The 15,229-nt window shown below is 48.5% G+C and carries 13 protein-coding genes; 6 read left to right on the forward strand and 7 right to left on the reverse strand.

Features of this window, described 5'->3' with window-relative positions; genetic code table 11:
- Positions 1 to 112: 112 nt before the first annotated feature.
- From fabG to lptB, 3 genes are all read right to left on the reverse strand, one after another.
- Positions 113 to 862, reverse strand: a complete 750-nt coding sequence (gene fabG / locus KTO58_RS23235) for a 3-oxoacyl-[acyl-carrier-protein] reductase (RefSeq protein ID WP_095837106.1) — start codon at positions 860 to 862, stop codon at positions 113 to 115.
- Positions 863 to 909: 47 nt separating this feature from the next.
- On the reverse strand, positions 910 to 2,436 hold the full coding sequence (locus KTO58_RS23240; protein WP_095837105.1) for a GH3 auxin-responsive promoter family protein: 1,527 nt from the start codon (positions 2,434 to 2,436) through the stop codon (positions 910 to 912).
- Positions 2,437 to 2,544: 108 nt separating this feature from the next.
- Positions 2,545 to 3,309 (reverse strand): LPS export ABC transporter ATP-binding protein, encoded by a 765-nt coding sequence (gene lptB / locus KTO58_RS23245; RefSeq protein ID WP_095837104.1) that lies wholly within the window; start codon positions 3,307 to 3,309, stop codon positions 2,545 to 2,547.
- 232 nt (positions 3,310 to 3,541) lie between these two features.
- Between lptB and metF the strand changes: the two genes are divergently transcribed.
- Complete coding sequence (gene metF / locus KTO58_RS23250; RefSeq protein ID WP_095837103.1) at positions 3,542 to 4,495, forward strand: methylenetetrahydrofolate reductase [NAD(P)H]; 954 nt, start codon at positions 3,542 to 3,544, stop codon at positions 4,493 to 4,495.
- A gap of 402 nt (positions 4,496 to 4,897) precedes the next feature.
- On the opposite strand, the gene KTO58_RS23255 is transcribed toward metF, so the two are convergent.
- From KTO58_RS23255 to KTO58_RS23270, 4 genes are all read right to left on the reverse strand, one after another.
- The gene (locus tag KTO58_RS23255) at positions 4,898 to 5,590 is read right to left on the reverse strand and encodes a porin family protein (protein ID WP_095837102.1); all 693 of its coding nucleotides are present in this window, start codon (positions 5,588 to 5,590) and stop codon (positions 4,898 to 4,900) included.
- A gap of 327 nt (positions 5,591 to 5,917) precedes the next feature.
- Positions 5,918 to 6,544 (reverse strand): outer membrane beta-barrel protein, encoded by a 627-nt coding sequence (locus KTO58_RS23260; protein ID WP_157752772.1) that lies wholly within the window; start codon positions 6,542 to 6,544, stop codon positions 5,918 to 5,920.
- A gap of 184 nt (positions 6,545 to 6,728) precedes the next feature.
- Positions 6,729 to 7,472, reverse strand: a complete 744-nt coding sequence (locus KTO58_RS23265; protein WP_095837100.1) for a porin family protein — start codon at positions 7,470 to 7,472, stop codon at positions 6,729 to 6,731.
- Between the two features lie 162 nt (positions 7,473 to 7,634).
- Positions 7,635 to 9,023 (reverse strand): TlpA family protein disulfide reductase, encoded by a 1,389-nt coding sequence (locus tag KTO58_RS23270; RefSeq protein ID WP_198315140.1) that lies wholly within the window; start codon positions 9,021 to 9,023, stop codon positions 7,635 to 7,637.
- A gap of 84 nt (positions 9,024 to 9,107) precedes the next feature.
- Between KTO58_RS23270 and rlmD the strand changes: the two genes are divergently transcribed.
- The 5 genes from rlmD (at position 9,108) to KTO58_RS23295 (ending at position 15,165) form a co-directional block, all read left to right on the forward strand.
- Positions 9,108 to 10,517 (forward strand): 23S rRNA (uracil(1939)-C(5))-methyltransferase RlmD, encoded by a 1,410-nt coding sequence (gene rlmD, locus KTO58_RS23275; protein ID WP_095837098.1) that lies wholly within the window; start codon positions 9,108 to 9,110, stop codon positions 10,515 to 10,517.
- A gap of 53 nt (positions 10,518 to 10,570) precedes the next feature.
- The gene (locus tag KTO58_RS23280) at positions 10,571 to 11,365 is read left to right on the forward strand and encodes a rhomboid family intramembrane serine protease (RefSeq protein ID WP_198315139.1); all 795 of its coding nucleotides are present in this window, start codon (positions 10,571 to 10,573) and stop codon (positions 11,363 to 11,365) included.
- A gap of 431 nt (positions 11,366 to 11,796) precedes the next feature.
- Positions 11,797 to 12,741, forward strand: coding sequence for a rhomboid family intramembrane serine protease (locus KTO58_RS23285; RefSeq protein WP_095837097.1), 945 nt, complete (start codon positions 11,797 to 11,799; stop codon positions 12,739 to 12,741).
- 83 nt (positions 12,742 to 12,824) lie between these two features.
- Positions 12,825 to 13,943, forward strand: coding sequence for an endonuclease/exonuclease/phosphatase family protein (locus KTO58_RS23290; RefSeq protein ID WP_095837096.1), 1,119 nt, complete (start codon positions 12,825 to 12,827; stop codon positions 13,941 to 13,943).
- 100 nt (positions 13,944 to 14,043) lie between these two features.
- A complete protein-coding gene (locus KTO58_RS23295) occupies positions 14,044 to 15,165 on the forward strand; it encodes an endonuclease/exonuclease/phosphatase family protein (protein ID WP_095837095.1) in 1,122 nt (373 codons plus the stop codon).
- The last annotated feature ends 64 nt before the right edge of the window (positions 15,166 to 15,229 follow it).

A 15,229-nucleotide genomic window follows, 5' to 3' on the forward strand; every position in this document is an offset into this window, starting at 1 on the left:
GCTGTAGTTATTCCTGCAAATGAAAATATCCCCCCGCAAATGACAGCCAACACCATAAAAAAAGGCTTATACCATACCAGTATAAGCCTTCTGTATAAAGAATAAGTCTGTATTACATATTCAGACCGCCACAAGCACTGATCACCTGCCCCGTCACATAACTACCCAGATTGGAAGCCAGGAACAATGTCACATTCGCCACATCTTCCGTACTACCAAAACGTCCCAGCGGTATTTTAGCGATATAATCGCTCGCACCGGTACCGTCTTTCAGATAGCTGGTCATGTCAGTTTCAATAAAACCAGGCGCTACCGCATTACAACGAATATTACGGCTACCCAGCTCCGCAGCGATAGACTTGGTAAAACCAATGATACCCGCTTTGGAAGCAGCATAACTGCTCTGACCCGCATTACCCTTGATACCAATGATAGAACTCATATTGATGATAGCACCACTTTTGGCTTTCATCATCGGACGGATCACATGTTTGGTCATGTTATATACGCTCTTCAGGTTGATATCCATCACATCATCCCACTGGTCCTGGCTCATACGCAGCAAGAGGTTGTCTTTGGAAATACCGGCGTTGTTAACACAGATATCGATAGCGCCAAACTCCTTCAGCACATCTGCCACCAGCGTCTCACACTCCTCATATACACCTGCATTGGATTTATAGGCTTTGGCCTTTACACCCATCGCCTGCAGCTTCTCTTCCAGTGCCTTCGCCTTCGCATCAGAGCTTAAATAAGTAAACGCGACATGAGCGCCCTCTTCAGCAAACTTTATTGCTACCGCTTCTCCGATACCTCTGCTGGCCCCTGTTACGATCGCTACCTTGTTGTCCAGTAATTTCATATGCTAATATCTGATTTGTATTTAAGTGTGTAGGTTATAAGTAATGGTTATTTATTATTGGCGACAAATCTCAATATCTCCTCTACATAATGACGCTCATTGCTCAACCGGGGTACCTTATGCTGACCGCCCAGTTTACCTTTGCTCTTGAGCCATTCACAAAAAGCGCCCTGGGGCAATACATGCACCGTAGGCAGCCGCAACGCAATATCCTTATGACGTTTCGCCTCATAGTCCGAATTGATCGTCTTCAGCGTCTCATCCAACACCTGCGTAAAATGATCTACACTATCCGGCATCACCTCCATCTCTACCAGCCACTCATGCCCTCCGTTAGAGCCTTCACTGAAGTAAACAGGCGCCGCCGTGTAATCATTCACAATCGCACCCGTCACCTCGCTCGCCTTCGCAATAGCCCGGTCAGAGTTCTCCACGATCAGCTCCTCCCCGAATGCATTGATGAACGACTTCGTACGTCCACTCACTTTGATACGGAAAGGCGATAAAGAAGTGAATTGTACCGTATCTCCCACCAGGTAACGCCACAAGCCACCATTAGTGCTGATGATCAACGCATAGTTCTTACCCAGCTCTACTTCATTCAGCTGCAACGTACGCGGCTCCGCACTACCATATTCCTCCATCGGCATGAACTCGTAGAATATACCGTGATTCAGGAATAACAGCAGCCCTTCCTCACCGATCACATCCTGCGCCGCAAAAAAACCTTCAGAAGCATTGTACGTCTCCTGATAGTACATCCCCGGCTTACGGATCAGGCGAGCAAACTGCTCGCGGTAGGGCGTAAAACTAACCCCGCCATGCATATATAGCTCCAGGTTAGGCCACACATCCGCCAGGTTATCAGTACCCGTCAGTTCAAATATACGCCGGATCAATACCAGCGTCCAGGTCGGTACACCGGCTATAGAAGTAACATTTTCATGGATCACCGCATTCGCCATCCGCTCTATCTTCTCTTCCCACTCATCCATCAACGCAATAGACAGGTCCGGCGTACGGATCATATTGCCGTAAAACGGCATGTTCTGTAGCATCACAGCACTCAGATCCCCATAATAGGAATCCCCGCCTTCTGCCAGCTTGTTTACCTGATGACTCCCCCCTATCACCAACGACTTGCCCGTCAGCAAATCCGAATCAGGGAAGTTGTTATAGAAAAGGGACAATACATCCCGCCCCGAACGGTAATGACACTCATCCAGGCTCTCCACCGTTACAGGAATGAACTTGCTCTTGTCAGCAGTCGTACCGCTCGACTTGGCAAACCACTTGATAGGAGTATTCCATAGTACATTCTGCTGCCCTTCCATCACCCGTTGTATATACGGCTTAATGCTGTCATAGTCATGAATGGGAACACGCCTTTTGTACTCATCCATCTTGAAGATGTTGGAAAAGCCATATTGCTTCCCGAATTCAGTGTACTGCGCAGCACTGATCAGGTTTTGAAATACCTGCTGCTGCACCTGCTGGGGATATTGCATAAAATGCTCTATTCGCCCCATACGCAAACGCGCCAGCTGTGATATTGCAGGACTTAAAATTCTCATAATAGGATTACGGGTACGACCTCTTTAGTTGTTTAGCTTTAATAATGGTCTTGTGTTAGTTCGCCCGGCGGTAAAACGCCAGTTCCGGACCTGCCGGCCCGGAATATATTACTGCTGCTTGGCCGCCTCGTCCAGGTAATTCTTCCGACGTAAAATAAAATTCTGGCCAAGATACACCTTTCTTACCTGTTCGTCCTCTGCCAGCTCTTCCGCACTACCCGATTTCAGGATCTTTCCTTCAAACAGCAGGTATGCCCTGTCTGTAATAGACAGCGTCTCCTGTACATTGTGGTCTGTGATGAGAATACCGATGTTCTTATATTTCAATTTGGCTACAATAGCCTGTATGTCTTCCACGGCAATAGGGTCAATACCTGCAAACGGCTCATCCAACAGGATGAATTTGGGGTCCACTGCCAACGCCCGCGCAATCTCCGTACGCCGGCGCTCACCACCACTCAGTACATCTCCGGGGCTCTTACGTACATGCTTCAACCGGAACTCCTCCAGCAACTCCTCCAGCTTGTCTCGCTGCTGCGCCTTCTTCAAATCCGTCATCTCCAATACCGCAGCAATATTATCCTCCACACTCAGCTTCCGGAACACCGAAGCCTCCTGAGGCAAATAACCAATCCCCATCTGCGCCCGCTTATACATCGGGAGCTTCGTAATATTGATATCATCCAGGAATACCTCTCCCTCATCCGGCTTGATCAAACCTACCACCATGTAAAAGGTAGTGGTCTTACCGGCTCCATTCGGCCCCAGCAATCCTACGATCTCTCCTTGAGTAACTTCCACGGATACATGGTTCACCACAGTCCTGTTACGGTACCGCTTCACCAACTGATCCGTATGTATTCTTAATGCCATATGATCAAACTTAGCAAAAATAAGCATTTCATTCACTTGACCACCACCAATTTCCCAAGGGGCTTAAAACCAGCTGCCAACAAAACGTTAAAAACAACCAGCCCCCCTTACCCAACACCCGCACATACCCCCTCCCACTTAACGTAACCTTAGTTGTAAATTCATCCAGAGATATATTATTTTTGCCCGTCTTTAGTAAATAACAAAGGCCCCATCTATCATACTATATATTATGAAAGTAACAGAACATATTGCACAGGCAAAAGATACATTGATCTCCTTTGAGATTCTTCCCCCCTTAAAGGGCAAAAGCATCGAGTCCATCTACGATCACCTCGATCCCCTCATGGAATTCAAACCCGCTTTCATCAATGTCACCTACCACCGCAGTGAGCATATGTTCAAAAAGAAAACAGATGGCTCCTTCGAAAAAGTGGAGATCCGCAAACGCCCCGGTACCGTAGGCATCTGCGCCGCCATCATGAACCACTACAATGTCGATGCAGTCCCTCACCTCATCTGCGGCGGCTTTAGCCGGGAAGAAACAGAAAATGCCCTCATCGATCTTAACTTCCTCGGCGTCGATAACGTATTGGTTCTGAGAGGTGACGCCCCTAAAAACGAATCCTCCTTCGAACCTGATCCAAACGGACACCGGTACGCCATCGACCTCCTCAACCAGGTAGCCCATATGAACAATGGCATCTACCTCGAAGAAGACCTGCAAAGTGGCGTAAAAACCAAATTCTGCATCGGCGTAGCAGGATACCCGGAAAAACACTTCGAAGCCCCCAACATGCAAACCGATATGGGCTATCTCAAACGTAAAGTAGAGAACGGCGCCGACTATATCGTTACGCAAATGTTCTTCGATAACCAGAAATTCTTCGACTTCGTCAATAAATGCCGCGAAATGGGCATCACCGTACCGATCATCCCGGGTCTGAAACCCATGACCAGCAAAAAACAACTATCCGTCCTCCCAAGGACCTTCCATGTCGATATCCCTACCGACCTGTCCTCCGAAATACTTAAATGTAAATCCGATAAAGAAGTAGAAGAAGTCGGCACCGAATGGCTGATCCACCAGTCTAAAGAATTGAAAAAGTTCGGTGTACCCGTACTCCACTATTATACCCTGGGCAAACCCAAAGTAGTAGAGGCCGCAGTAGCTGCCTTCTGCTAAAAAAAGTAAATACTAGGATACAAATAAAGGGCTGTCGGCAAGATGGCCCTTTTTTATGGCCCCTCTCCTCCACATGACCACAAAAAAAAATGCCATTACGTGGAAACGTAGTGGCAAATCCTTATAACTGTCACACTTTTTAGTTTTACTGTTCCTATGTCAGTCGTAGGAAATAATTCCTCCAACTTCAATTATAGGACGGCAATAATTCATTCCCCCCCTATAACCTCCTAAAAATTTTTTAAGACTGCAGCAAAAAAGCAGAAAATACTATCAGAATAGCTCCATCTCAAACACTCCCTGGGGGATTTTAGCCAATACGCCCCACACCCCCAAATAAAAACAGCCGGCAATATGCCGGCTGTCGTATCGGAAAAAAAGTGGACAGATATAATATCGTTATTAATAATCTTCCCGGCTGAGCAATACTCCCAGCGTAATACCCAGCGTACGGTTCTTCAACACGTTCCCCTTAATAGCATCAATATCTACCAGACCATAACTGTAATTAGCATGCAAAGTCACCAGCTTGTTCAACTCCAACCCCAACTGAAAATACGCACCCGCATCCCAGCGCTTCACCAACAGATCAGTAGACATAATCCCCGAACGCCCGCCGCTAAAACTGATATCCTGCGTACTGCTCTGCACCACACTGCCATTATACCGGATAGCCAGGTTGTACTTCCCATCCAGTCCATATCCCGCATAAGGACCCGCCCCCACCGTCAGCTTACCAAATCCTAAAGGGACCTTATAAACAAATAATACCGGCAACTCCAGGTAACGCAGCTTCACCTCATTCGCCTCCGGCAAATACACACCAGATGGCTTCGCACTCAACTGCTCCAGCTGACCTCCCTTGGTAATATAACTTAGCGTAGATTGAATATACATGTTGTTACCTAAAGGCACATCCAGCATCAGCCCCATTTGATAGCTATCTAGCCGGCCATCTCCTTGGGTCTTGTTACCAACCGTTTCCGTATGAAGACTGGAACCGGCATAACCTACCCGAAGGCCTAAACTCCATTGGGCTTTCAGAGAATAACAAAACAATATAGCTGGCAACAGTACCAGGGTAAATTTTTTCATCGATAAACTGATCTTTAAGGAAGGGAATGAATGAATATTGTCCTATTTGATTGCTGTGCTAAAACTGGTTTGTTCCTGTGCTAAAACTGGCTCTCTAAAATACCGCACTCAAGTAATAAACACCCAAATCTACATAACATTTGATATCAAATGTTAAATTTTCCAAAATAAAACACTTTGATAATATCTAAGTAACATAGATTACTGGATGATTTTTTCTAATATATACCTTAAAAAAGGGAGGTTTTCAATAGGAAACATAAAAAAACGCCGCCCTCTTTCGAAAGCAGCGTCTCCCTTTTATTAATAAGGTCGTAATTGTCTGAATTAGAATTTATACCCTACAGATACACCGAAAGACGTGTTTTTCCATCTACGGCCATTATCCGTATTGTCATACGCATTCACCAGCCCCAGGTCAGCATTCAGGCCGAAATTCAATCCGCCTTTCAGCTCATAACCTACTACCAGACCAGCACCTGCATCAAAACGTTTTAATTTGGCAGCACCTGCCTCATCATCAAAAGCCTTTCTTTCCACATTCACCAGGCCGGCAAAATTACCTTCGTGTTTACCACCGAGGCCATAAGCGATATAAGGACCAACCCCTAACACCAGGTTACCACTACCTACTTCAGGTTTGAAGAGGAAATTAATCGGCAATTGCAGGTAAGAAAGCCTGGATTTAAAACTAATGTTGGAACCGGCTTTATCTTGTCCTCCTTTACCAGAATATAATAACCCTGTTCCGATGTAAAATTCATCTGCCAGCGGTAAATCAACCGTAATACCCGCGCGCACGCTGGTCAATAATTTACTGGTCTCCTTACTCTGACCATTAGCCTTGGTCGTATAACTCGAAAACTGCGGTCCGGCTACGATACCAAATTTAACCTGCCCAAAAGATAAGCCGGCAATCATCAGCGCGGCAACGGACAATAATAACTTTTTCATTGGAAGTGTTGTTTGTGAAATATGACGCCAAACGGGCATGGCGTCATATCTGTTGTTTTTTATCTAAGCTGTTTGTCGTTCTAGTTGGATTACATGTGCAGCCCGTTATGCACTGAGAAGTTGCATTTAACTTATCGCTGTTAAAAGGAAATGAGTAGCTGTTTACTCAATAGGCTCCCGTTAATTATGGCTTAGTGTTCTTAGGAGTACGGCCGAACAGATAACCTACGGATACACCGAATACACGGTTCTTATTATTGTCATTACGGCTGTTTACACTTCCAGAGTTGATCTTCGCAAAACCCATCCCGTATTGAGCAGATACCAGGAAGTTGCCAAACTCAGCACCAACCATCAGGTTACCACCAAAGTCAAAACGTTTGTACTTGTCAGCACCATAGTTAGGATCACCATTCACAAACGGATTGTCATCATCCCACTTGATCTTCTTGGATGCAGATGCTGTAATCGTCGCACCTGTAGCATCCTTATAAGAAGACTCAGATTTGTTCTTACCAGCTACACCAAAAGCAAAGTAGGGTCCGATACCTGCAAAAAGTTTCGTAGTACCATTACCAATGGGAATTTTACCAACCAGGTTAATAGGTACTTCAATGTACTGTGGATTGGTCTCGTTCTTACTGTACGGATTTGTGATGGTCGCGTTATCCTTGTTACCAGCCTCCAGTTTGGAGCCTTTGCTGGTATAGAACACGCCGGGCTGCAATGATAAAATGGGAGATAACGGGAGGTCAACAATTGCACCTATGTGATAACGGGTGATACCCTGACTTCTACTGAAGTTACCAGCGTTGTCTTTTGAAATAGTGGCGAAGTTAACACCTCCTTTAACACCTACTCTCGCTTGAGCCATCGCTCCGAAAGAGAGTGCTAGGGCAGCACATGAAAGGATAATTTTCTTAGTCATAACCTACAGATTTTTATTATGACTACTCAGATTTCAAAGACTGTGCCAAATACCTTTTTAAAGAACTTATCTAATTGTATTACAATGAGTTAAAACAAATAAACAGCTGATTATTCTTCTCATATGTTAATAAATGTCAAACAATTAACCTCCTTTTCGGGCTTATTTAGCCACTCTATCCAGGAAACTACCTAACTGCTCCACGCCCAATCGCTTCGCAATGATCTTTTTCTTTTCATCCAGCAAATACACCACCGGCGTACTATACACATCATACAACCGCCGGTAGTTACTCTGCCCCGTCGGATCCCACGCATGTATCCATCCCTTCAGCTGATGCTGCTTGATAAATTGCATCCACTCCTGCTGCGTCCCCTCCGTCTTAATACCGATGATCGCCACCTGCTTCTGCTGCCAGCTCGCCCGGTAAGCAGAATCCAGCTTAGGCACCTCCGTCTTGCAATGCCCGCAGGTAGGATCCCAAAACACCAGCACCGTATACTTCGCCTGCGTCTTATATAATGATACCACCTTCGTGTTCGTAGAATCCTTCAGGTCCAATGGCGGCGCCTGCTGACCGATCAGGTTCGGCGCAATCGAATACGCCCTGGCAATGATCTTGTTCAACTGCTCCTCATTCAGCCAATACGCATCCCCGGCCACATAATACTTCTCCACCAGGTGTACAAACACAGCATCCATACCCATATAAGGAGAGGTCTCATAGTTATAGGTCAACCACCACAATACATACTTGAACATCTCCTTGTCCTTACGCGTACGCGCAATCAACTCATCCGCCGCTACTACAATAGAGTCCGGATGCGTCACCACCAGCTGCGTAAAATACTTCTGCAACCGCCCGTCCAATATAGGCGTCCGCACCAGCCGCCCATCAGCCAGGTCCACACTATCCCAGTAATGCGCCTTATAATAACGGTACCCATAGGTAGAATCTTCTCCCGCAGGCTTCTCCGGTACCTCCGGCTCCTTCATCGCCCGGAATATAGCCGCTAGCAACGTCTTCGGCTGCCGCCCGATCACATCATCCCGGTACTGCTGTATCTGCTTGTTCAACTCCACCTGCAAAGGACGCGCAGCCGCAGTGTCCGCCGCCGTACGCGCAGCCGACAACTGCTGCTGTATCTTATTACTTAACGTCTCCTTACTCGCCAGAAAACGGTTGTAAGCCAGGAACTGCTCATTGTCAGCCGATGTCTTATACACCGTCTTCCCTACCACATCAGACGAATCCGCCTCAATACTAAACGTCTGCTGCTTGTCCAGCAACAACTCGAAATAACGCTGCTTCCCCGGAAATACCACTAGGTAAATCCCGCCAGGCAACGCCGCAGCACCCTTCAGCACCGCCTTACCACCAGCATCGATCTCCGCCGAATCCGCCAGGAAAATACTCTTCCCCATATAATTCGCCAGGTACATCTTCCCGGCGGTATAATCCTTAAAATGTATCGTAAGCTGGTATCCCTGCTGCGCCTGCAGCCCCAACTGGCTCAGTAAGCCAGCCACCAACAATAAGAATGTACGCATAGGCATAATAACAAGAAAGTAAATGTAAGGGAAAAATTGAATACCTCCCCCCGCCCCTCTCAAACTTTCATTACCTTTGCAGGCGTGAGAAAAAAGAATGTAGTCCTGGAGCAAGTACCCGTAAGCGCATACGCCGCAGAAGGTAAAGCCCTGGCCCGTAAAGACGGTAAAGTAATCTTCATCGACGGCGGCGTAGTGCCCGGCGATATAGTAGACGTAAGGCTCAGCAAAAACAAAAAAGACTGGGCAGAAGGAAAAGCAGTGCACTTCCACACCTATTCCCCCGATCGTACTACTCCCTTTTGCCAACATTTCGGCGGCTGCGGCGGCTGCAAATGGCAAATGCTCCCCTACTCCCTCCAACTCCAATACAAAGAGCAACAGGTCGTAGATCATTTGCAACGCATCGGTAAAATGACTTTACCGCCCATCAGCCCCATCCTCGGCTCTAAACACACCTCCCACTACCGCAACAAATTGGAGTTCACCTTCAGCAACCGTGCATATCTCACCACAGAAGAAATACAGCAAACCGAGGGCGAAATACCACAACGCAACGCCTTCGGATTCCATGTACCCAAACTGTTCGATAAAGTACTCGACATAACAACCTGCCACCTGCAGGAAGAACCGGTCAACCTGATCAAAAATACCGTGCGCGATTACGCCCTCCAACACGAACTGCCCTTCTACGACATCCGCGCCCACGAAGGATGGCTCCGTAATATGGTCGTACGCATCTGCACCACCGGCGAAGTAATGGTCAACCTCGTTATCCACCACGAAGACCGTAAAAACCGCGAAGCACTACTCAATCACCTCCTCGAAAAAGTACCCGCGATCACCAGCATCGTATATACCATCAATCCTAAAAAGAATGATACTATCTTTGACCTCGAACCTAAAACGTTCTACGGAAAAGGATATGTAGAGGAAAAACTGGAAGACTTCGTATTTAAGATCGGTCCCAAATCCTTCTTTCAGACCAATACATACCAGGGAGAAGTACTCTACCAGGTAACCCGCAACTTCGCAGAACTAACAGGAACGGAAATTGTTTATGACTTGTACTGCGGTACAGGTAGTATCGGCATCTTCGTATCCCGACAGGCCAAAAAAGTGATCGGCATAGAACTGATCAAAGAAGCCATCGACGATGCAAAAGAAAATGCCCACAGGAACAACGTCAACAACGCCGAATTCTTCGCAGGAGACGTAGTAGATATATGCGATGACCAATTCTTCACCCACCACGGCCAACCCGACGTGATCATCACCGACCCGCCACGCGCCGGTATGCACGGAAAACTGGTGAAGAAACTGCTGGAAATAGCAGCACCCAAAATCGTATACGTCAGCTGCAACCCGGCCACACAAGCCAGGGACCTGGCACTACTCGACGAAATGTATACCGTCGAAAAAGTACAGCCCGTCGACATGTTCCCGCATACCCACCATATTGAAAACGTAGTACTACTACGCAAAAGAACCTGATAACAGCGTTCCAATGGCGTTGCCTATTTTTATAATAAATGACCTATTAGACAATGAATGAGCTTAGGCCCGGAAGATTCGAAATACTCCCTCTGGTAATTAAAAACCTGCTGATCATCAACGGGTTAGTTTACCTCGCCCAAATCACAGTAGGCGACAAACTCGTCGACCTGTTCGCACTCCATTACTGGAATTCCGACCTCTTTAAACCCCACCAGATCGTTACACACCTCTTCATGCACGGTTCCTTCGGACACCTGTTCATGAACATGTTCACCTTGTGGATGTTCGGAAGCACCCTCGAAAACCTCTGGGGACCCAAAAGATTCCTCATATTCTATATGGTCTGCGGCCTCGGCGCCGCCCTCTGCCACATGGGCGTACTCACTTACGAAAACATCAACATCACCAGAGATATACACGCATTCCTCGAAGATCCATCCCAAACCAACTTCTCCATCCTGCAACGGAAATACGACCTCGTCGTAGGACAATATGAACTGGTCAACTACCCAAGCTCTCCGGATCAACTACAGGATGCCAAAGTATTCCTCCAGCAATTCCTGGAAAGATACCGCGATACCGCCACCCTGGGCGCATCCGGCGCCGTATACGGCATACTCTTCGCATTCGGATACCTATTCCCAAATAGCCTCATCTTCCTGTATTTCCTCTTCCCCGTAAAAGCGAAATATTTCGTAGGTGTACTCATCCTCCTCGAACTATTCTCCGGTATACAAAACTCAGCAGGAGACAACGTCGCCCACTTCGCACACCTCGGAGGCGTACTTTTCAGCTTCCTGCTGCTCAAAATATGGAACAGCAGGAACCGCTCTAATTTCTACTGACAAATACTCATACACATAAGCAGATCGGCTGACCCCCTCCCGGGCCAGCCGATCTGCTTTTACCCTCACATGCCCTGCTCCTGGCCCGCTCAACAATACCGCCGCCACCTCCCTTCCTGTAGCTTTCCTATAACATTCCTGTATCATTCGTATAACATTTGTATAAGCTAACCATATACATACTTATACAACCACTATACATCAGGTATACCCCGGATATACCTCGCATATACAACCGCTATACATCACTTATACAATGCTTATAGAACGCTTATACAACCCCTTCGCAATACATTGATCCCCAGGCAAATGCCCGCTCAGCAACCACTTGTCAAGCGCCAGCCCCACCCGGACACACCTTTGGAGAGATTATTGCTGTTGTCGTTTAGGACCTTTTTTTCTGTAATTTTGTTCCTGTAAAGCGATATAATATGCAAGTAGCGGAAAAAGAACGGTCACCACGACTCTCACTGGGAGAAGGCCGCAATATGGTGACCCAGATTATGGTGGTAAACCTGACGATATATATTGTATTGTTCTTTACCCGGGTGATCTATAACATGGAAAATATGCCCACGGCCCAGTTCAATGCCGAGGTGCTCGCCCAGGCCGTTATGCCTGCCGACTTTTCCTTACTCATCACCCGCCCCTGGACCATCATCACCCATCTCTTTACACACATCGGCGTCGCTTTTGTATTCAGTAACATGCTCTGGCTATACTGCTTCGGTACCCTACTACAGAATGTCGCCGGCCACCAGCGTATCCTCCCCCTCTATCTCTTCGGAGGCCTCGCAGGCGCCGCAACCTACCTCACCGCCATCCACCTGTTGCCAGCCTTCCAGGCCGGCGCCCACACCGCTACCCTCATGGGCGCCTCCGCCAGCGTAATGGCCCTCGCCATCGGTGCCACCACCATTACCCCCGGCTATCGCATATTCCCCATGTTAGGCGGCGGTATCCCCCTCTGGATCATTACCACGCTCTTTATAGCCCTCCATGTACTCACCAGCGCCTATATGGAACAAGACCCCGTATACTACGCCCCCCTCGCCGGAGGCGCCATCATGGGTGCACTCTATATGTGGCAATGGAAAAATGGCCGCGACATGGGCGCCTGGCTCAATCGACTCCTCTTCAATATCACACACGTCTTCCACCCCGCTCCCGCTCGCAAACAAGCCGCCGAAGAATCCATCAAAAGAAACATCTTCGCACACGCTACCACCACCGCCAACAATACCCCCGCCTTTCGCAAAATAGGCGCCGTTCCCGAAAACAGGCTCAACGAGATCCTCGATAAGATCAATGAACTGGGGATCGATGCCCTCTCCGCCGAAGAAAGACAAACCCTACTGCGCGCCAGCCAACAGTAAAACTGTCTTTTAATTCATAAAAAATTTACACTGCCGGTAGGTGGAATTACTTATTTTAGTAACCCCTTAACCCCGCTACTACTGTGCAGAAACTTCGTCCTATCCAACGACTGTTGCTCATCGGCAACAGCCTGGTGATCATAGCATCACTCCTCTCAGCTTACCTGCCTTACCTCAGTCCAGGCAGCTACTGGCTCAGCGGCTTCGCCGGCCTCCTCTTCCCCATCACCAGCATCATAGCCGCCTGCTTTATCCCCATATGGATCATCTGCAAACGCTGGCCACTCGCAACCTTGTCTACCATCGCCCTCCTCTGTTGCACCAAAGCCATATACGTTACCTTCGGCCTCCACCCCACCCCCCAAAACGCCTCCCGCGACCAGGAACAACAGTTCACCGTCATGACCTTCAACACCAGCAACATGGGCCTCCGGTACTACACACACGACTCCTCCCGCGTCACCGCCATCTATAACGCCCTCCAACATGCACAACCCGACATACTCTGCCTCCAGGAATTCTATACCAACGACAAACCCGAACTCACCGACCACCTCCAACGCATCGTCCGCTCATATGGATACAATTATCACTACTTCACCTGCGACAGAACTCACTGGGACACCTGGAGATACGGCATCATCCTCTTCTCCAAACATCCCATCCTCAACGCCATCAGCATCCCCTGCGGCAATAACCCCAACGGCAGCGGCAGCAGCTTCCTCCAGGCAGACCTCCGTATCCACCAGGATACCGTCCGCATCTTCACCGCCCAGCTCAAATCCTATATGCTCAACGCCAACGACTACCCCGGCATGGCCTTCGGCCAGCAACACAACACACCCGCTGGCTCCCCCAGACACCTGCTCGCAAAAATGCGCAACACCTTCGCCACCCGCGCCCGCCAGGCCGAATCACTGGCCTCCCTCGCCGCCACCAGCCCATACCCCTTCATCATCTGCGGCGACTTTAACGATACCCCCGTATCCTACACCTACTTCACCATCAGCAACGGCCTCCAGGACGCATTCCTCCACCACGGCCAGGGCCTCGGCCGCACCCTATCCTACCTCTCACCCACCCTCCGCATCGACTACATACTCGCCCACCAACAGTTTAATATACATGGCTTCTCTACCTTCAGAAATGCCCTCCTCGAACACTACCCCATCATGGCCTCCTTCTCCCTCAAAAAAGAATAACCTCCCCCACCCCCGCTTGATAAGAGATCGCAATACCACCGCTGCCCCTATGAAGGATTATCACATTCTTCCCTATCTTTAGGAAAAAAGCAACGGACAATTGAGATTTTTAAGACTATTCACAAAAGGGTTCTTTCTGGCCATCAATGTAGGCATAGCAGCACTGTTCCTCGTGGCCTCCCTGGCACCTTATATCTCCCCCGTCCGGTTCTGGCCCATCAGCTTCATCACATTGGTGTTCCCATTCCTCCTCCTGGCATTGGTCCTATTCTTCCTCTGCTGGCTCGTACTCGACTTCCGGTACGCACTGCTCCCCATCGTCGCACTCACCATCGGGTATAAATCAGTGACCGCTTTCATCGCGTTCCGACTCCCCGCTGCCGAAAAACAATTCCTGGCACCCAAAAACAGCTTCACCATGATGAGCTATAACGTCAGATTGTTCGGACTGTACAACGAAAAAGATAGCAAATACAACCGCCAGGCCATGTTCGCCCTTATCAAAAAACAAGAACTCGACATCGCCTGCTTCCAGGACTTCTATACCTCCGAAAGAAAAAATGATTTCAACAACCGGGAAGATATCTCCCATGAAATGAAACTACCTTACCGCTACTTCAGCAGCGACTTTAACCGCAACGGTACCCAACACTGGGGTAGCATCATCTATTCCAAACACCCCATTATCCGGGCCGACAAAGTCAAACTGTCCAAAGGCCCCCTCAGCGAAAGCCTCATATACGCAGACATCCTGCTCAAAGGAAAAGATACCATCCGCATCGTCAACATGCACCTGGAATCCTATCGCTTCAACGAAAAAGATTATAACTCCATAGAAAAAATAAAAAAACAGGAAGATACCGGCCTCGTCGCCACCAAAGGTATCATCCAGAAAATGAGAGAAGCCTTCGTCCGCCGCGCCCGCCAAGCCGATATCGTGGCCGCCTTCATCAAAGAAAGCCCCCACCCCGTCATCGTCTGCGGAGACTTCAACGACACACCGGCTTCCTATACCTACTTCACCATCCGGGGGCCCCTCCAGGACGCTTTCCTGCAACGCGGCAGCGGCATAGGCCGCACCTTCGACGGCATCGCCCCCACCCTTCGCATAGACTACATACTACCCGACAACCGGTTCTCCGTCAACAGCTACCGGAAAATCAACTCCGACCTGTCCGACCACTATCCCATTATTGCCAACCTCTCAATACGTCCCGAATGAAACCCGTATCCGCTTACAACGTCGCTAAACTATACTCCTCCTCCTGTAAGTGTCGTCGCTGACA

The organism is Chitinophaga pendula (genome assembly GCF_020386615.1).
GTDB lineage: Bacteria > Bacteroidota > Bacteroidia > Chitinophagales > Chitinophagaceae > Chitinophaga > Chitinophaga pendula.